The sequence below is a fragment of the Hydrogenoanaerobacterium sp. genome (assembly GCF_032017025.1).
Lineage (GTDB): Bacteria > Bacillota > Clostridia > Oscillospirales > Ruminococcaceae > Hydrogenoanaerobacterium.
In genome coordinates this window covers 300,656-318,789 of record NZ_DALZQO010000001.1, presented here as the reverse complement: position 1 = coordinate 318,789, position 18,134 = coordinate 300,656, and the positions used below count along the sequence as shown (strand labels likewise).

The window sequence follows — 18,134 nt, the reverse complement described above, 5'->3', positions numbered from 1 at the left end:
CCGTTAAAGGACTATACAAAAACTTTGGCAGTAACCAGGTGCTCAAAGGTGTTGATACTACCATTGAAAAAGGGGAAAAAGTGGTTGTCATCGGTCCGTCCGGTTCGGGCAAATCCACCTTTTTGCGTTGTCTTAACCTTTTGGAGCAGCCTTCACAGGGTGAAATATGGTTTGAGAGCCGCAACATTACCGATCCAAAAACCGATATTGACAAGGTGCGCCAAAAAATGGGCATGGTGTTTCAGCACTTCAACCTCTTTCCGCACCTTACCGTAAAAAAGAACATCACGCTCGCACCTGTTAAGTTGGGGCTGCAAACACAGGAAGAGGCAGATGCCAATGCAATGCGCCTGCTTGAGCGCATCAGCCTTGCGGACAAAGCGAACAGTTACCCCAACATGCTTTCAGGCGGACAAAAGCAGCGCATTGCTATTGTTCGTGCACTCGCTATGAACCCCGAAGTGATGTTGTTTGACGAACCAACCTCCGCGCTCGACCCCGAAATGGTAGGCGAGGTACTTGAGCTGATGAAGGAACTTGCGGATGAAGGCATGACTATGGTGGTAGTCACCCATGAAATGGGCTTTGCGCGAGAGGTTGCAACCCGTGTGATGTTTATGGATGAGGGGATAATCAAAGAACAAAACAACCCGCAGGAGTTTTTCTCCAACCCGCAGAATGCACGCCTGAAAGATTTCCTCGCAAAGGTTTTGTAGAACGAACGGCAGTACCATTACTGCATTATTAAAAAGCAAGCCTCCTGTTATTTTATCAGGCGGCTTGCTTTTTTGCATTTACAGCCAGGGCCTATCACAATAAAAAGGGCAGGTGTAGCTTTTGCGAGTGTTACCGCTCCGTAACATTTCTATGAACAACCTTGAAAAAAGTGACGTTTTGGTGTATAGTAAACGATAGCCATATTTTCGTGCATCGTTTCTGTGTTGCGTTGCAACAAGGCTAAAAAAGAAGGATAGTTGAAAGGAGCCGATGCCATGCCTACAAAAAGTAAGAAAAAAAGTAAGAAGCAGAAACACTCTGCTCCGAAAAAGGCAACCAAAAAAGGCATGCTTTCCGTACCGAATTTTCTAGACAGCTTAGATATTATACTGGATAAATTATATAGATTAGCCTATTACATGGGGGCACAGATGGTTCGGTATGAACGCCGCACCAGCCGTCGCCTTGAGACTTGGTTTAACCGTTTGCGCGATAAGCTTGCGGAAAAAAAGAAGAAACGCCGTGCGTCTTTTGCGCGTTATATAAAAACAATCGTTCGCGATGTTGTAACGCCTATTGTCACCATTCGCTCCAGGTTTTCACAGTATGGCGAGCGTATCCGCAAGGCGAAATCCTTTGGCAAATCTGAGGCAACCGCTGAGTTGTTACGCATTGTATGGGAGGTCATACTCCTTAATCTGCATGTAATCAGCAATATTTTAAACTATGTCGCACCGGTTGCTGCCGTTATGGTGCTTGTTGTTACAATAAACCATTTCAACAGCCTGACTTTTGCGCTTTCAGTTAACTATGGTGGTAAGAATATTGGTTACATCAGTGATGAATCGGTATTTGAAAATGCGGAAAAAGAAGTAAAAAAACGTATTATCTATGAAGATACCGCTCCACCCATAGCATTATCCAAAAGTAATTCGAACGTATTGGCGGAATATGTAAGTGCAGACGGAGAAACCCATGAGCCGGCAAGTGAGGGGCAGCAAGCTGTTTCTATGCCTCAGTACACACTTGCGGTGGTAACCGAAGATCAGCTTGTGAATGAAAGCGCGCTTACCGACCGCATTATTCAGGCAAGCGGCGGTGAAATTACACAGGCAAGCGGCCTTTATGTTGAGGGCGATTTTAAAGGCGCCTCCACAAACCCCGAGCTTATACTGGATGCAATGAATGCGATGCTTGACCAATATGATACCGACAGCGAGAATGAAACCATTCAGTTTGTGAACAAGATTGAGCTCAAGGACGGCCTATACCCCGTGCAGTCGCTTAAAGATGTGCAGACGATTAGCAGCATGCTCAGCGGCAATGTATCGGGCGAGAGCTACTATACCGTTGTTGCGGGCGATTCTCCGTCGCTGATTGCCGACAAGACCGGTGTTCCGCTCAAAGAGATTACCGCGATGAACCCTGACCTTACCGATAATTTTCTGCCGGGTAAGCAGCTGCTGGTATCGCGTTCGGTGCCGATGATGAAGGTACAAGTCATCCGTCGCGAAACCTACGAGGAGGATATCCCTTACGATACTGAACGTGTGGACAACGCCAAGCTTCTCAAGGGTGTCGAGCAGGTAACGACAAAAGGTGTTAACGGAACGATGAAAATTGTCGCCGATATCACCTACATTGACGGAGTTGCGGTAGAAAAAAACATCGTCAATGAGGAAAGAATTTTAGAGCCAAGAAATGAGGTTGTTGCGGTTGGTACCAACGTACCCAAGGCAACCGGCAACGGTACCTCCACAGGCGGCTTTATCTGGCCGGTTGTGGGCAGCTACGGCTACAATTATATTTCCTCTCCCATTTGGGGCTATCCGGGCCATACCGGTACCGACATCGCAGCCCGCAGCGGTACACCGGTGGTTGCGGCTATGAGCGGCAGAGTGGTAACAGTGAAATCAAACCGTTATGGTTATGGTAAGCATGTTATTATTGACCATGGCGGCGGTATTACCACGGTGTATGCACACAACAGTGCGCTGTATGTCAGTGTGGGCCAATATGTACAGCAGGGCCAAACCATTGCGGCTGTGGGCCGTACCGGTAACGCAACCGGAAACCATTGCCATTTTGAAATTAGGCAGAATGGTGCTTACCTTGACGCAAGGAAGTATATCGGAAGCAGAAGTCCGTATTAAAAAACAGGGAAACCCTCATTTTAACAGGTGAGGGTTTTCTTATTTTTCACAAATGTATTACAATTTGGGTAAAATTGAATTGTGCATCTTGCCAAAATTAGACACCCGTGCTATACTGTGTTAGGTTTTATACAGATAATATGGTTTTTGGCTTATTGATGCGTTTTTCAGCCAAAAATTTCGACAAAACGAGCCAAAAACAGCAGCCAGTAAATATTGCTGTACTCAGCTTTTATTTTAGGGTAAAAGGTGATATAATATTACTGTTAAAATGAACTGAAAGACAACGCAAAAAGGCGGCAATGAGGCGGCCTTTTTCACTGATTATTCACTTTTATTTGAGTATCATATATAAGGAGAGTGCCGCATTGGAAAAATTTGTTGTTGAGGGCGGCGTCCGTTTACAGGGCGAGGTTGAGATAAGCGGAGCAAAAAATGCAGCGGTAGCCATTATTCCGGCAGTAATTTTGGCGGATGGCCCCTGTATCATTGAAAACATCCCAAACATCAGTGATGTATCCATTCTTTTTAAAATTTTAAGCGAAATGGGTGCAAAGGTTCGTCCCATCAACCGTTTTTCGGTTGAGATCGACGCTACCCAAAACATTTCCCCAACTGTGCCATATGAATTGGCACGCAATATGCGTGCGTCCTATTATTTTCTGGGCGCACTCCTTGGTAAGTACAATAAGGCTGAAGTTTCTATGCCCGGCGGCTGCGATTTTGGCGTTCGCCCTATCGACCAGCACATTAAAGGCTTTGAGTCGCTCGGTGCAACTGTATCGGTCGACCATGGTATGATCGACGCAAGGACAGAGTATTTGACAGGCGGACATATTTATTTTGACGTGGTCTCGGTTGGGGCTACCATTAACGTCATGCTGGCGGCGGTTAAGGCCAAAGGCCTTACGGTTCTTGAGAACGTGGCGAAAGAGCCGCATATCGTCGACCTTGCAAACTTTTTAAACTCCATGGGTGCGGATATCCGCGGCGCGGGTACCGATGTCATTAAAATTCACGGTGTAGATTTTTTACGCGGTACAACCTATTCTATCATTCCTGATCAGATCGAAGCGGGCACTTATATGGTGGCGGCCGCGGCGACCTGCGGAGATGTGCTGATTAAAAATGTAATTCCCAAACATTTGGAATCCATTACAACGAAGCTTTTAAAGGCAGGAGTAAATGTAGTGGAATACGACGATTCTATCCGTGTCAGCCGTGACGGCGCACTGGAAAAGATATCGCTGAAAACCATGCCTCATCCGGGTTTCCCCACCGATATGCAGCCGCAGATGACTACTTTGCTTACGGTTGCAGCCGGTACCAGTATTGTTACCGAGGGCGTGTGGGATAACCGCTTTAAATATGTGGACGAGCTGCGCCGTATGGGTGCGAGCATTCAAGTGGATGGTAAAGTAGCAGTGGTAGAGGGTGTTTCGTCGCTCACAGGAGCGCCGGTGAAGGCGACTGATTTGCGTGCCGGTGCGGCAATGCTGATTGCGGCGCTGATGGCTCATGGTACCACCGAAATTGAAGAAATTCACCATATTGAGCGTGGCTATGAGGATATTATTGAAAAGCTGCGGGAACTCGGTGCAAACATAAAAAAGGTTGAATTTGCCGATGCACTTATAGAGAAAGCAATCTAAGCTTAGAAAGGCACTTTAGAAGTGCCTTTTTTTGTGGAGAAAGGAAATTTAAATTTTATGGCAAGATTTTTTACCATTGCAAGCGGCAGCAGCGGAAACAGTGCATATATCGGCAACAGCGATGCAGGCATTCTTGTCGATGCGGGTATCAGCTGCAAGGGTATTGTGACAGGGTTATGCCGGCATGATATCCCGCTTGAGCAGGTGAAGGCGATATTTATTACGCACGAACATATCGACCATATCCGTGGACTCAATGTGCTGCTCAAAAAGCGAATGGTTCCGGTGTTTGCAAGCGCACAGGTGCTCGATTTTTTGCTTGCGAATGACTGCGTTCCGCCTGCGGCGCAATTAGAAGCGATTGATGGCGGTGCAGTGTGTGTGGCTGGTATGGAAATCGCAAGTTTCCGTACCTCACACGACAGCGTACATAGCCTTGGTTACCGCATTCATACAGCAGATGACCGTCTGATTGGCATCTCAACCGATTTGGGTTTTGTGAGTGATGCCGTTAAAAATGGTATATGCGGCTGCGATTTGGTGCTGATGGAATCCAACTATGAGCCTAATATGCTGATGAATGGTGCTTACCCGTATTACCTGAAAAAACGCATTGCAGGGCAGCAGGGGCATCTTTCAAACGAAGATTGTGCCGCCCTATTGCCGGAGCTTGTTCAAACAGGCACGACGCGCATTGTTTTGGCGCATCTCAGCAAAGAGAACAATATCCCTGACCTTGCGTATCAAACGTCTTTAAACGGGCTTACAGCCGCGCAGATGGTGGAGGGCGATGATTTTATTCTGACGGTTGCCAAACGCAGCGAGGCGGGCGAGATGATGGTTCTGTAGGAGTGTGGATATGTTAAGCATTACAGTAATCTGTGTTGGAAAATTGAAAGAAAGCTACCTTCGTGAAGGCTGCGCGGAATACGTGAAGCGTTTACAGGCGTTTTGCAAAATTAGTGTAATTGAGGTTGATGAAGAGCGCTTGTCCGATAATCCTTCCGCTGCGCAAATTGATGCCTGCATTGAAAGCGAGGGCAAACGCATTGCTGCAAAGCTGCCAGCAGGCGCTTATCTGATTCCAATGTGCATTGAAGGAAACCAGCTTTGTTCGGTGGAGCTTTCACGTACGATAGATAAAATAGGAATCAGCGGTAAAAGCAGTATTGTATTTCTTATCGGCGGCTCACATGGTTTGTGGGAGGAACTCAAAGCAAAGTCACAGCTGCGCCTATCCATGTCGAAAATGACGTTTCCGCATCAGCTTGCGCGTATGATGCTGCTGGAACAAATCTATCGTGCTTTTCAAATTAGTGCAAATGGAAAATACCATAAATAACGAATTTGCAGATATTTTTAATTTTTTTGTAAAACCCCTTGCTTTTTTGAAAAATATTAGGTATAATAATTAAGCGCTCTGTAAGAGCAAAGCCACAACAGTTGGAGAGCTGGCTGAGTGGTCGAAGGCGCACGATTGGAAATCGTGTGTACGTTAATAGCGTACCTAGGGTTCAAATCCCTAGCTCTCCGCCAAAATGTCCTGCGTTTTCAACGCAGGACATTTTTCTGTTTATTTATGCTTTAACCTGAAATGGCTATTATATCTATAGACATAATGAGAAATAATTTAATAGTTAAAAGAGGGAAATTGTGAAAAATAGAACGATTAGAAATAATGCTTTCATCCTTATACTTGGCGTTATTATGATTGCCACTACATACCAATTCTTACATCTGATACCAATTGGGTTGGAAATTCTTGACCCAATTTCCACGATCTATAATCTTTTGCTTACTGGAATATTAGCGTTTCTGGTACTAAAAGATGAGTTTACAGAATGGTTTAAGCACTTCAGCATTAAATGGACAATAATATCAATCCCCGCGTTAGTCCTTACTTCGATGATTTGTGGTAAGATATGGCAGATGATTAGTGGTGGTAGTTTAACTGGAAATGCGATTAATTCTGTGCTTACATGGGAGTATGTAGGCACCCACGTACCATTTATGTTAATGGGAGAGGAATTACTTAGCATCACGTTACTCTTTGCGCTATGGAAGAAATTGAACTTTAAGTTTTGGCAGGCGTCATTAATCTGCGCAATTTTATTTGCATTTTGGCATATTGCTTCATATGGATACAATGTGCCACAGATATTAATTACTATCGTTGCTCCCAGGCTTATATTGAATTTCGCTTTTAAGAAAAGCAATTCGATATGGACAACATGGGTTGCACATGTGGCGTTTGATACAATTTCGTTTCTTCCGTTGTTATTAAAGTGAAAAACTTTTAGAGTTCTGCATTGGATGTTGTGAAGTTATCAATATTGCTCGCAAAGACCCTGCATAGATTTTTCTATGCAGGGTTTTCTTTTTTGATATACCTGCGTCAAAATAAAACTGCTTAGCATAAGAGTGGCATTGCTGGAAAATACGATACTAAGCTGATGGTCACATTGATATTCGAAACCACAGTATTAAAAATAGAATTTAAACCAATACAAAGATAAAGAAGAAACGCGGGGATTACATGAAGTATCCTCGCGTCTCTCTCTATATATTTATAATGAGTAAATGGAAGCAAAAGACGTTTCCTCTTAAAAGCTATTTTTACATCTGCCTCAATACATTAAGCAATATCTTTTAAGCCTTTAATAATGTCATCCAGACCTTCTTCAATATCACAAAGGCCCTCACGGATATCTCTGACGCCCTCGCAGATATTACATCTACGGATATCCTCCAAACCTTCGCAAATATCTTTGATTCCTTCACGGATATCGCGGATACCTTCTTCGATTTGCCTTATATTTTTACACTTGTTGACATGATGAAGATCATTTAAGCCCTCAATAATATCACAAAGGCCTTCCTCAATATCGCCAATTCCCTCACAGATATCTCTGACACCCTCACAGATATTGCCTCTGCAAATGTCATCGAGGCCTTCACGAATGTCTCCAATACCCTCACGAATGTCCTCTATGCCCTCGCGAATATCCTTTTTACCCTCATTATGATTGTTATTATCCTCATGGTGATTATCCTTGCATCCGCAATTTTCCATATTACGCATATAATACATCCTCCTGTCTTAATATCGCACCAAAGTTAGTGCAATATATTATATGATAGAATGAAAGATGTGTTTATATCGATAAATTTATTATGCATTTAAGTTTGTGATTGTGGTAATTTAGCTGTTAAAACTATAGGTTTTTAGTGATAAAAATGTTTTGTTTTTGTGATAAAAGATTATTCCAATAGGTATATTTAGCTTAGGTATTAATTAGAATTATTAAATTGATTTTAAAATTATCCTAACTAAGTGAGTGGTAGGGGCGGCTTCGCTTTTTTATTATCTGCAATCAAAATGAAAGCATAGTGACATTAATTTGATTACGACCTTGTGCTTTGGCTTTATAAAGGCAGTCATCTGCGCGTTTCAAGAATGTATCGTAAGTGTCTCCGCTGCAATAAAAGGTAACACCCATCGAAGCTGTAACGGTGATTCCGTTTTCAAAGGCGAGCTTTTCAATGGCTGATCTTGTATTTTCAGCCAGCTTCATTATTTCTTCATAGGGAATATCATCAATAAAGACCAGAAATTCTTCCCCACCCCAGCGTGCAGCTTCACCGCGGTTTTTTAACGTTTTTAATATTACCGCAGCCACTGCTTGGAGCACCTTGTCACCTTCCTGGTGTCCATAGGTATCATTAATCGATTTAAAGTAATCTATATCAATTAGCATGAGGCTGCATTGGGTTGGCGTTCTGGATTTGGTGCATGGAAGTCCAGCAAGATGCCTCTCTATTGTGCTTTCAATATGCATACGATTATACAGCCCGGTCAGACTGTCCGTGGTAGAAATGCACTCTAATTCACGTTGCTTATCCTCCAGTAAAAGCAGATAAAATTCACGACTCTTTTCGTAACCATAGAGTGTCGCAGACAGCATGATTAGACTGAACATAATATTGGCAATGCTGCGATATGCGATGGGTACCGGTGATTGAAAAAGCAATCCCAGAAAAACAAACAGTAGAAATGCGATGTTTATTCTCAGCCCCTGCTTGCTTCCAACCAAATAATAGGTAGTTACAGGTGGGCAGGCCATCCAAATAAGCGAATAATACTGGGTCTTTCCCCCAAAAAAAGAGATAACCGCCAGAACGTAGATGCCCGTGAGAATCAGCCAGATGGCCTTGCGCAGCGTGCTCGGCTGTAAAAGCAGCAGGTTAATGATAAACAAGGCGACCCAGCCAAAGGTTGTAGTGATGGTAAACAGGACATTGCCATTTATCAAATTATACAGTGCATATATCAACAGCGGAATCGCCAGAATTAGGCTCGAAGTGCGAATGTAACGAATAGCCTTAACCTCAGAGGGAATTGCACCCGCAGGAGGAGCCACCAAATATGCTAATACTTTTTTCAACTGAATAATAATTCCCCCTAGACGATCAGGATAGTATTTAAACGTAGTCTTGTACCATTAAGTTGCTTGCAGCTATTCTACAAGTTAAATGTTCCCATTTGTAATAGATACTGTACCACAAAACATAAAAGAAGCCAACTGCATTCTTTGCAATCGGCTTCTTTCTTAATTTGTTTAAGGTAGATGTATATAAGCGATACATCTGCTGAACTGTGGCTATATCCAACCGGAATATAATTACTTGGCAGGCAAAATCAAGTGCGTATTTTTGCATTATAAGGCATATGAACGATTCGGCTGAGAGGTTTCCAAAGAAAAACAGCAATGCCAAAATCAATCATGCTGTGGATAATGGTGCCGATTCCTACAAGAACAAGAACAGAAACGAGGTAGCCGTTTTTATAATAATTTTGCGACATACCTCCGCCAAAGTAGAAAAGGGTAACCACAGTAACCTCGCTTACCGCGTGTATAACCGCTAAAAGCAAACCGAACGCTACATTTCCGCCCAACGTAGTTAAAGTGTTCGGTCTTTTTTTTAGTACAAACGCTCCTATCATTGCAAACAGAACATGTGTCAAAGCCCTAAGTACAACAACAATTGGCAGGCCGGTAAACAAAAAGCCAACGGTAGTACCAATTGCCACAGCCAAAGCTACAGATGGCGAAATGAACAGAGCGATAAAGATTGGAACATGGCTTGCAAGCGTAAAGGAGGCAGGTTCCAAAACAATTTTGGGTGCAAACATGGGAATAACAATACCGATTGCGCATAATAGCGCTGCAATAACCATGCTTTGCAGTTGCGTATGCTGTGCTGTATTATATTTCATTTTAGAATACTTACCCTTTCAATAACAAAATAAATGTATCTTTACATGTGTCTTGACACTTAATTTTGTATTGTAAAGAAAAAACCTATAATTGTCAAGGGTAAATTATTTTATAAACAGAATATCACTCTCTTTTAATTGAGAGATAACCCTTTCATAAGCTTCTTCAGATGGGCAGGAGAGGGTATGCAAGTGCACTCCGCCAGTTAAATCACATAATGGGGATGCGCAATCTTTAGCAATCTTTTCTAAAAAGCAATCCGCATCATAGCGTGAAAATATATGCAATTGACCGGAAATTTGCCCGTAAACCGTGTGTTCTACAATAACATCAATCAGCCCGCAACCATTATCAACAATGGTGTACAATTCTTGGGCAAGGTTCTCTCTGTTGTGTTTGCACGCAATTGTGTACAAATAATCGTTCTTGCTAACGCTGTTATCGTCTAAAATATATCCTCGTGGGGTTGCTGATATGGCTATGTTGGCAGCGCGCAGCAATGCAATGTCTCCCACAATAATTTGGCGGCTTACCGCAAACCGGCTTGCAATCGCACTTGCGCTGATCGGCTCGGTAATTTGTTTTAAAATTTGGAGTATTCCCTGGCGTCTTTCTGTCGCGTCCATTTTCATCCCACCTACTCGTTTCTATCGGTATAATTCGCCGTTTTGGCGGTTGCCCCGTAAGGGGAGAGCCAAAAGCATTTAAGTAAAATATAATAACCGTATTACGGTTATTATATCATAAACCGGTCTTAAAACACAGTTTTGCACTTGCGCATGGTACAAGTTTGCTCGCCCTTGCGCGCAAAGACCGTTTCCAATGTGATAAAACATATGTTGTAATCCTAAAAAGCTGCATGTGTGGACAAAAGCAGAGGATGAAAGATTGGACACTCATTAGCTATCCGCCGTAAAGAACCGCCCGATCAAGCCTGTAAATAACTTGATCAAGTGGTTCTTTTTTGCATTGAGGTATTTTTTTACGGTTCAATATCTGCTTGTTTTTTTCAATTCCTTCGCAGTAAATGCAAAGTGTTATTTTATTTATTACAGTTATTTGGAAGTTTTGCAGTTTATACCGCAGATGACCTTGTTGGCAGGCGTAGCGGCACGTTCATAGTATATATGGGTACCAAACCCAAACTAAAAAGGAAAACAATAAAACAAGCAAGGAGCACTGGAGTTGATTTTCGAGAGAGACGCTGATGAGGGATTGCTTCTCTAGCCCGGTATAACGGGCGTACAATCGGTCTTTTATCGAAGTAACACAAGATAGACGTAAACAAAATTTTGCAGTCAACTGCAAAGGAGGGGGTTAGATGGTACCAAATGATTGAATTTATAATGCATTATTGGTTGGAGGTTTTATTCGGCGCAGCTCTCTCTTTTTTGGGGCTTGCCTACAAGAAGCTGGAAAGACGTATTAAAGAGCAGGACGCAATTAAACTGGGAATACAAGCTTTACTGCATGACCGAATAATCAGCCAATACAACTATTACAAGGATTTGGGTTACTGCCCAATCTATGCAATGGAAAATATCAATGCCATGTATCTTCAGTATCATGCATTGGGTGGCAACGGTATTGTCACCGAGCTGGTGGAACGTCTGAAAGATATGCCGGATAATGAAAAAGCAACGGAGGTAAAAGAGTTATGACGGAATTTACAACTTGGGCAACATTGGCAACCTATACGGGTGCTGTTGCAATGACGGCATTTGTTACGCAATTTACAAAATCGTGGCTGGATAAGCTTTGTAAGCTTCCCACACAGGCATATAGCTATATAGTAGCATTGATTGTGCTCTATGCGGCTTATTTTTTTACAGGACAGCTTGATGCATCCAACGCTGCTCTAATTTTGTTTAACGGTTTCATTGTGGCGGCAGCAAGCAATGGTGTATATGAGGGAGTCTCGCGCATTGTGGAGGCGATCACATGGCACAGAAATTAGTATTGCCAATTGATAAAAGCGTGTTTAGTGCGGGGTATAAAAGCCCCGCCTACCTGAAGCAGCAGGGCTACAATCATTACGGTGTCGACCTGTTCAGCGACGGCGACGGGCTTACCGTTTACGCTTGCGGCAATGGCACCGTAATAGCAGCGGGGATGGATGGCAATGCACTCAATCAAAGGCTTGGCAACTGCATTGTAATTGTGTATCAGGATGTTGAGCTGCACAGCGGTAAGGTGGTTGACCTCGCATGCCGCATGTTCCACTTTTCGAGCATTGGTGTTAAAGCGGGCGATAAGGTAACCAAAGACACCGTCATCGGGATGTACGGAAACACCGGAGGCACACTGGTAAACGGCAAGCCGATGGGATATCACCTGCACATCGAATTTGATACCGACGCCAAATACCCGCAGTACGCGGTGGGTATTTCGAGCAGCGGTAGGGTGATTCTTAAAGGTACTGTCGACAGTACAATCAACCCTTCGGATGTGTGGTATCTGGACAAAAACCAGAGCATTTGGGGCAAAGATGTCGGGTGGTACACCAACAACGACATTGAGCTGCCCACAGTTTACGATGAGAGCAATTCGGCAGAGAGTGAACGCTGCAAGGAATTGCAGGCGCGGCTTACCGCTGAGACCAAAAGGGCAGATAAGGCAGAACAGGAACGTGACGCATACAAAGTAAAATGCGAGCGTGCTGCCGAAGTGCTCACAGCAAAATAAAAAAAGCTGAGGGTGAGTATTCATCCTCAGTTTTTTATTAGTGTATTATAATTTGCAGCAGGCACTGCAAAAGCAGAATATTTTTTTGCTTTATTGGTAAACTATTTTTAAAACGCTAGGTATGTGTAAAAGCTGCCAAATGGATGAATTGGAGGATTGTAACCGATGGCTCAGGATAAAAACGATTTGTCAAAGTTGCCGATGATGGCACTGAAGGATATTCCACAGCCAAATGAAGATGCAAAAAAAATTACAGCATTGGTAAAAACGGGCGGGCGTGTCACCGGATATCAATTGTCGGACGGCCGTGTTATGGACAAAGATGAGGCTGTTCAGCTTGCCAGACAGGGTGGTATTCAGGGCGTTGGCATTTCTGCAAGAAATGGGAACGAGTATTTAAAATCACTCCCTGATGGAAGTGAAAACAACAACTTAGGTAATTTGCCGTCGATCTCACAATGATACAAAGTTGGCAGTACCACACAATTGACCGTAGAAGAAATACAAAAAGCGCTCCCCAATACAAGGAAGCGCTTTTTTTATTGTAGAAAAAATGCGAAAAAAAGATGGTATTTACTCTTCGCCTACCATGTTTTCAAGGCAGTTTATCAGGTCTTGCAGTGTGTATAACTTTACGTTTTGTTCTAAGATTGCATTTTTGAGATCTATCGGCAAAGATTCAAATCGGTCTGCCAATTTAGGGTCAATGTACGACATAAAATCACCTCAAGAATAGTATTTCCACTCATCGCTTATTTATAAAAAAGATGCAAATCAAACAGATGTAAAAGACAAGCCACTGCCAAAAAACAAAAAAATATTTTTGAAATGCTTGACAAAGAGATAACATTCTGTTAATATTCTTGTAATTTATTTATTCTTGAGAAAGGAGCATAACATTATGATGACACCGTTATTTGCCTCTGCAATTATTATAATTAACGTCGTAAGCGAAGTCGTAGTATCGATTATTTCGCTTATTTTTGTCGTCGTCGTCGTTATAATTAGCCGCAGGCGAAATGATGTGTCGTTTATGGATGTTATGCTACCTGTACCACAGGGGCAGTAGTATCTTGGGGCATAAAACCTTCGCCTGTATGCAGTATAGGCGAGGGTTTTTTATTTGTTAGAGAACAAAACCTTCGTCCGGTATTTTTACGCGGATGAAGGTTTTGTTTTTTTAAGGAGAGCTGAGTATGAATGTAAAAGAGGTCGAATCCGCAGCAGCGCGGCTAAAGTATATCGTGCACCATACCCCTATCAATTCGTCCAGAACATTTTCTCAAATGAGCGGCGCAGAGCTGTTTGTAAAATGCGAAAACCTACAAAAAACAGGGTCGTTTAAAGTTCGCGGGGCTTATAACAAGCTTGCCAAAATGTCAGAAAGCGCAGAGGTAACTTCGGTGGTATCCTCCAGTGCGGGCAATCATGCTCAGGGTGTGGCTTATGCCGCCAATGCCCTGCAAATGGAAGCTTCCATTGTTATGCCGCGGAGCACCCCGATTGCAAAAGTAGCTGCAACTGGTGGCTATGGTGCCAAGGTAGTTCTGCACGGCGACTGCTACGACGATGCCTACCAAAAAGCGGTGGAGATTCAGCAGGAAACGGGTGCTGTCTTTGTTCATCCTTTTGATGATGAGGATGTAATTACGGGGCAGGGAACAGTAGCGCTGGAGATTTTTCAGGATATCCCCACAGTGGATGCCGTGCTGATTCCGGCAGGCGGCGGGGGACTACTTGCAGGCATGGCGTTTTACATCAAGCAGATTAACCCCAGAGTAAAAGTGATTGGGGTTCAGGCACAGGGCGCAGATGCCATTGTGCAGTCGTTTCAGGCAAAAGCACATCGTTTCACCGAAACCTCGGTCACCATAGCGGATGGTATTTCGGTTAAAGTGCCCGGTAAAATTACAACAGAACTTATCAATCGTTATGTCGATGAAATGATTACCGTTACCGATGAAGAAATTGCCGAGGCCATCCTTCTGCTTTTAGAGCGCACAAAAATGCTGGTGGAGCCGGCAGGGGCTGTCTCCCTTGCAGCAGCCATCCATAAGAAGACCAATCTGGAGGGGAAACGTGCGGTAAGCGTCCTATCAGGGGGCAATATTGACGTAAGTTTTATTCATAAGATTGTCGAAAAAGGCCTCATCACCCGCGGACGGCAGCTGAAATTTGGCACAGTGATGCTGGATATTCCCGGCAGCCTGCAGCGTTTCTCCGGTATTGTGGCGGGCTGCGGCGCAAACATCATCATGGTTCAGTACGACCGTTTACACGCCGACCTAAGGCTTAACGAAGCAATTTTGCATATCGTATGCGAGGTGAGCGGCACAAAGCACGGGCAGGACGTCATTCGGCAATTGGAGCACAATGGATATAAGGTGTTTTTAGAATAGAAAGGGGAGCTTATTATGCAGATGACAGGCGCGCAAGTTTTAATTCAGGCGCTGCTCGATCAAGGGGTGGATATGATATTCGGATATCCGGGGGGTGCTGTGCTCAATATCTACGATGCCCTCTATGAAAGACGGGCTGAGATGCGGCATATCGTTACCTCGCATGAGCAGGGTGCCGCTCATGCCGCCGATGGATACGCGCGTTCCACCGGAAAGACAGGCGTTGTTTTGGCAACGTCGGGGCCGGGGGCAACCAATCTCGTAACAGGCATTGCCACAGCCTATCACGATTCGGTTCCGCTGATTGCAATCACCGGCAATGTGCCCACCGATTTGATTGGCAGAGACAGCTTTCAGGAGGTAGATATCGCCGGTATCACCAACCCCATCACCAAGCACAACTACATTGTCAAGGACGTTAATGAGCTGGCGGATATCGTAAGAGAGGCGTTTGTAATTGCAAACTCGGGGCGCAAGGGTCCAGTGCTCATCGATATCCCCAAGGATGTCACTGCCGCCAAAACAGAGTACAGCAAACAGCCGCTCTATGTTCCGCGCAAGAATCCTGTCCCTTCAGAAGATGACTTTTCGCTTGCACTGCAAGCCATTGCGAGGTCGCAGCGTCCTTTGATTTATGCAGGCGGCGGTGTTGTTTTTTCCGATGCTTCCAAGCTATTGGCGGCTTTCTCTAAAAAAATCAGCGCCCCGGTTTGCGTCAGTATGATGGGCATCTCCTCGGTTCCGTACAACGATATGCTGTATCTTGGCATGATTGGAATGCACGGAACCTCCACCGCCAACATCGCGGCGAGAGATTGTGATTTACTAATTGCAATCGGCAGCCGTTTTTCTGACCGGGTAGCCGGCAACCGCAGTAAATTTGCCGCCAATGCAGAAATTCTGCACATTGATATTGACCCCTCAGAAATTTCGAAAAATGTAAATGCCTGCCTTTCCCTCATTGGTGACGCACAGAACATTCTAAAGGTACTTACAGAACAGTGCGAGCAAAAAACCAACAGCGATTGGGTTCATAAGCTGCTTTACCATAAAGCGCATAACACGCTGCCCAATGCTTGCGATGAACACGACTTAAGCCCGCGCGAAATTATCACCAAGCTGCAAACGGTTGCCGGCGAGGATGCACTGATTGTCACCGATGTGGGTCAGCACCAAATGCTCACCGCACAGTATTACCCTTTTACCTCGCCTCGTTCGTTTATCAGCTCCTGCGGCCTTGGAACTATGGGCTATGGTATGGGCGCCGCCATCGGCACAAAGGTAGGTAACCCCCACCGCCCGGTGGCACTCATCACGGGGGATGGCAGTTTTCATATGAACTTAAACGAGCTTGCCGTTGCGGTATCCAATGATATCCCTATTGTTATTCTGATAATGAACAACGGTGTGCTCGGAATGGTTCACCAGTGGCAAAGGCTGTTTTATAAAGAGCGCTACGCATACACCGAAATTAACCGTGCAACCGATTTTGTAAAGCTGGCTGAGGCTTTCGGTGCCGTGGGTATGCGCCTTGATAAACGCTCGGAGATTGAGAGCACACTTACCACCGCGTTCCAATGCGGCAAACCATGCGTCATCGATTGCAGCATTGCAGTTAAAGAACGCGTGTATCCGATTATTCCACCGGGTGGTACCGAGCAGGATATGATTTTCAGTGATTAGAGAGGAGAAAAACCGATGCAACAGGGGGTTTTATCGCTTTTGGTGTCGAACCACTTCGGTGTGCTCACCAAGGTGACCGGCTTGTTTAGCCGTAGAGGCTTTAACATTAAGGCACTGTCAGTGGGGGAAACAGAAAACAAAGAGTTTTCCCGTATCACGATACTTACAGAAGGAGACAATGCACAGCTTGAGCAGATTTACAGGCAGGTATGCAAGCTGGAGGAAGTCAAAGCCGTCAAAATACTTCCAAACGATAAGCTGTTGGAGCGGGAACTCATGTTGATTAAAACAGCAGCCCAAAGCGACGATGCAAGCCTGCTTCGAATGCTCGCCGAGCATACTGCAAAGGTTGCGGCAGCACCGGACGGCAGTACTATAATTGAAGCAAGCGGCTCGATGTTTGAAATTGATAGGCTGATTGAGCAGATACACCCGTTTGGGATATTGGAGCTGAGCCGAACCGGAATTACAGCAATGGAGCTGTGCCAAAGCACCCTAGCGGGCGAGTGCACAGATGAAACAACAGGTAATTAAACTAAATATATGGATGGAGGATTTTCAAATGGCAAAAATGTTTTATGAGCAAGACTGTGACCAAAGTGTATTAAAGGGTAAGACCGTTGCAATTATCGGCTATGGTAGCCAAGGGCACGCGCATGCGCTGAACCTGAAGGACAGCGGAGTTGATGTGGTTGTGGGTTTGCGCGAAAACTCGGAAAACTGCGAAAAAGCAAGAGCGGCAGGGCTTACGGTTATGGAGGTAGCGGACGCCGCCGCTGCGGGAGATTTGGTGATGCTCTTGGTGCCGGATGAGCTGGCGGCTGACATTTACAAAGCTTCGGTTGCCCCCAACCTAAAAAGCGGTGCAATGCTGCTGTTCGCCCATGGCTTTAATATCCACTACAATCAGATTCTGCCTGCACCCAACTGTGATGTAGCAATGGTAGCCCCTAAGGGCCCCGGGCATACCGTGCGCTCTCAATACCTCGAGGGCAAGGGTGTACCGTCTCTGTTTGCGATTCATCAGGATTACTCCGGCAAGGCAAGAGAGCTTGCTATGGCATATGCGGCAGGTATCGGCGCCGGACGCGCAGGCATTATGGAAACTACCTTTAAAGAGGAAACCGAAACCGATTTGTTCGGAGAACAGGCCGTGCTGTGCGGCGGTGTCACCGAGCTGATGAAGGCGGGCTTCGATACCTTGGTTGAAGCTGGGTACTCGCCCGAAATGGCATACTTTGAGTGCGTACATGAAATGAAGCTGATCGTCGATTTGGTCAACAGTGGTGGCTTTGCTATGATGAGATATTCCATCAGTGATACCGCTGAATATGGCGATTACTGCACCGGAAAACGCATTATCACCGAGGAAACCCGCAAGGAGATGAAAAAGGTGCTGCATGAGATTCAGGATGGCACCTTTGCAAGCAAATGGATTTCTGAAAACCGAGCGGGCGGACGTGCTCACTTCCTTGCCACAAGGCGTATGGAGGCGGAGCATCCGGTTGAAAAAGTAGGGGCACAGCTTAGAAAAATGATGAGCTGGCTGAAGAAATAAGGGTGACA

20 protein-coding genes and 1 tRNA gene are annotated in these 18,134 nt (G+C 44.8%); 16 read left to right on the top strand and 5 right to left on the bottom strand.

All coding sequences use genetic code 11. From position 1 onward, the window contains the following. From RTV33_RS01465 to RTV33_RS01435, 7 genes are all read left to right on the top strand, one after another. A partial coding sequence (locus RTV33_RS01465; protein WP_312640778.1) for an amino acid ABC transporter ATP-binding protein occupies positions 1–716 on the top strand: 716 nt, incomplete at its 5' end. Positions 717–1,148: 432 nt separating this feature from the next. Beyond that, the gene (locus RTV33_RS01460; protein ID WP_312640776.1) at positions 1,149–2,870 is read left to right on the top strand and encodes a M23 family metallopeptidase; all 1,722 of its coding nucleotides are present in this window, start codon (positions 1,149–1,151) and stop codon (positions 2,868–2,870) included. A gap of 368 nt (positions 2,871–3,238) precedes the next feature. After that, positions 3,239–4,522: a UDP-N-acetylglucosamine 1-carboxyvinyltransferase gene (locus RTV33_RS01455; RefSeq protein ID WP_312640773.1), complete on the top strand. Its 1,284-nt coding sequence runs from the start codon at positions 3,239–3,241 to the stop codon at positions 4,520–4,522. A gap of 57 nt (positions 4,523–4,579) precedes the next feature. Continuing rightward, positions 4,580–5,371, top strand: coding sequence for an MBL fold metallo-hydrolase (locus RTV33_RS01450; RefSeq protein ID WP_312640771.1), 792 nt, complete (start codon positions 4,580–4,582; stop codon positions 5,369–5,371). Between the two features lie 10 nt (positions 5,372–5,381). Next, positions 5,382–5,864, top strand: coding sequence for a 23S rRNA (pseudouridine(1915)-N(3))-methyltransferase RlmH (rlmH, locus tag RTV33_RS01445; RefSeq protein ID WP_312640769.1), 483 nt, complete (start codon positions 5,382–5,384; stop codon positions 5,862–5,864). Positions 5,865–5,967: 103 nt separating this feature from the next. After that, positions 5,968–6,058, top strand: a tRNA-Ser gene (locus RTV33_RS01440). A 117-nt stretch (positions 6,059–6,175) separates the two neighbouring features. After that, entirely contained in the window at positions 6,176–6,811 is a 636-nt protein-coding gene (locus tag RTV33_RS01435) for a CPBP family intramembrane glutamic endopeptidase (RefSeq protein ID WP_312640766.1), read from the top strand. 346 nt (positions 6,812–7,157) lie between these two features. Here RTV33_RS01435 and RTV33_RS01430 read toward each other — a convergent pair whose 3' ends face one another. The 4 genes from RTV33_RS01430 to RTV33_RS01415 form a co-directional block, all read right to left on the bottom strand. Then, positions 7,158–7,604: a hypothetical protein gene (locus RTV33_RS01430; RefSeq protein WP_312640764.1), complete on the bottom strand. Its 447-nt coding sequence runs from the start codon at positions 7,602–7,604 to the stop codon at positions 7,158–7,160. Between the two features lie 292 nt (positions 7,605–7,896). Next, entirely contained in the window at positions 7,897–8,967 is a 1,071-nt protein-coding gene (locus tag RTV33_RS01425; RefSeq protein WP_312640762.1) for a GGDEF domain-containing protein, read from the bottom strand. 254 nt (positions 8,968–9,221) lie between these two features. Next, on the bottom strand, positions 9,222–9,800 hold the full coding sequence (locus RTV33_RS01420; RefSeq protein WP_312640760.1) for a hypothetical protein: 579 nt from the start codon (positions 9,798–9,800) through the stop codon (positions 9,222–9,224). A 105-nt stretch (positions 9,801–9,905) separates the two neighbouring features. Then, positions 9,906–10,427, bottom strand: a complete 522-nt coding sequence (locus RTV33_RS01415) for a transcription repressor NadR (protein ID WP_312640758.1) — start codon at positions 10,425–10,427, stop codon at positions 9,906–9,908. A gap of 705 nt (positions 10,428–11,132) precedes the next feature. Between RTV33_RS01415 and RTV33_RS01410 the strand changes: the two genes are divergently transcribed. The 4 genes from RTV33_RS01410 to RTV33_RS01395 all read left to right on the top strand — a co-directional run bounded on the left by RTV33_RS01410 (position 11,133) and on the right by RTV33_RS01395 (position 12,948). Next, positions 11,133–11,462, top strand: a complete 330-nt coding sequence (locus RTV33_RS01410) for a hypothetical protein (RefSeq protein WP_312640756.1) — start codon at positions 11,133–11,135, stop codon at positions 11,460–11,462. Beyond that, positions 11,459–11,758, top strand: a complete 300-nt coding sequence (locus tag RTV33_RS01405; RefSeq protein WP_312640754.1) for a hypothetical protein — start codon at positions 11,459–11,461, stop codon at positions 11,756–11,758. The genes RTV33_RS01410 and RTV33_RS01405 overlap by 4 nt, the downstream gene beginning before the upstream one ends. Further along, positions 11,743–12,486, top strand: a complete 744-nt coding sequence (locus tag RTV33_RS01400) for a peptidoglycan DD-metalloendopeptidase family protein (protein ID WP_312640752.1) — start codon at positions 11,743–11,745, stop codon at positions 12,484–12,486. The genes RTV33_RS01405 and RTV33_RS01400 overlap by 16 nt, the downstream gene beginning before the upstream one ends. Before the next feature lie 165 nt (positions 12,487–12,651). Next, on the top strand, positions 12,652–12,948 hold the full coding sequence (locus tag RTV33_RS01395) for a DUF3892 domain-containing protein (protein ID WP_312640750.1): 297 nt from the start codon (positions 12,652–12,654) through the stop codon (positions 12,946–12,948). A gap of 111 nt (positions 12,949–13,059) precedes the next feature. Here the strand turns inward: RTV33_RS01395 and RTV33_RS01390 are convergent, their stop codons facing one another. After that, positions 13,060–13,203 (bottom strand): molecular chaperone GroEL, encoded by a 144-nt coding sequence (locus RTV33_RS01390; RefSeq protein WP_312640748.1) that lies wholly within the window; start codon positions 13,201–13,203, stop codon positions 13,060–13,062. A gap of 184 nt (positions 13,204–13,387) precedes the next feature. Between RTV33_RS01390 and RTV33_RS01385 the strand changes: the two genes are divergently transcribed. The 5 genes from RTV33_RS01385 to ilvC all read left to right on the top strand — a co-directional run bounded on the left by RTV33_RS01385 (position 13,388) and on the right by ilvC (position 18,126). Continuing rightward, a complete protein-coding gene (locus RTV33_RS01385) occupies positions 13,388–13,555 on the top strand; it encodes a hypothetical protein (protein WP_312640746.1) in 168 nt (55 codons plus the stop codon). Positions 13,556–13,682: 127 nt separating this feature from the next. Continuing rightward, positions 13,683–14,885: a threonine ammonia-lyase gene (ilvA, locus tag RTV33_RS01380; RefSeq protein WP_312640744.1), complete on the top strand. Its 1,203-nt coding sequence runs from the start codon at positions 13,683–13,685 to the stop codon at positions 14,883–14,885. 15 nt (positions 14,886–14,900) lie between these two features. Then, positions 14,901–16,568: a biosynthetic-type acetolactate synthase large subunit gene (gene ilvB / locus RTV33_RS01375; RefSeq protein WP_312640742.1), complete on the top strand. Its 1,668-nt coding sequence runs from the start codon at positions 14,901–14,903 to the stop codon at positions 16,566–16,568. Between the two features lie 15 nt (positions 16,569–16,583). Next, on the top strand, positions 16,584–17,102 hold the full coding sequence (gene ilvN, locus RTV33_RS01370; RefSeq protein ID WP_312640740.1) for an acetolactate synthase small subunit: 519 nt from the start codon (positions 16,584–16,586) through the stop codon (positions 17,100–17,102). Positions 17,103–17,130: 28 nt separating this feature from the next. Then, complete coding sequence (gene ilvC, locus RTV33_RS01365) at positions 17,131–18,126, top strand: ketol-acid reductoisomerase (protein WP_312640738.1); 996 nt, start codon at positions 17,131–17,133, stop codon at positions 18,124–18,126. Positions 18,127–18,134: the final 8 nt, after the last annotated feature.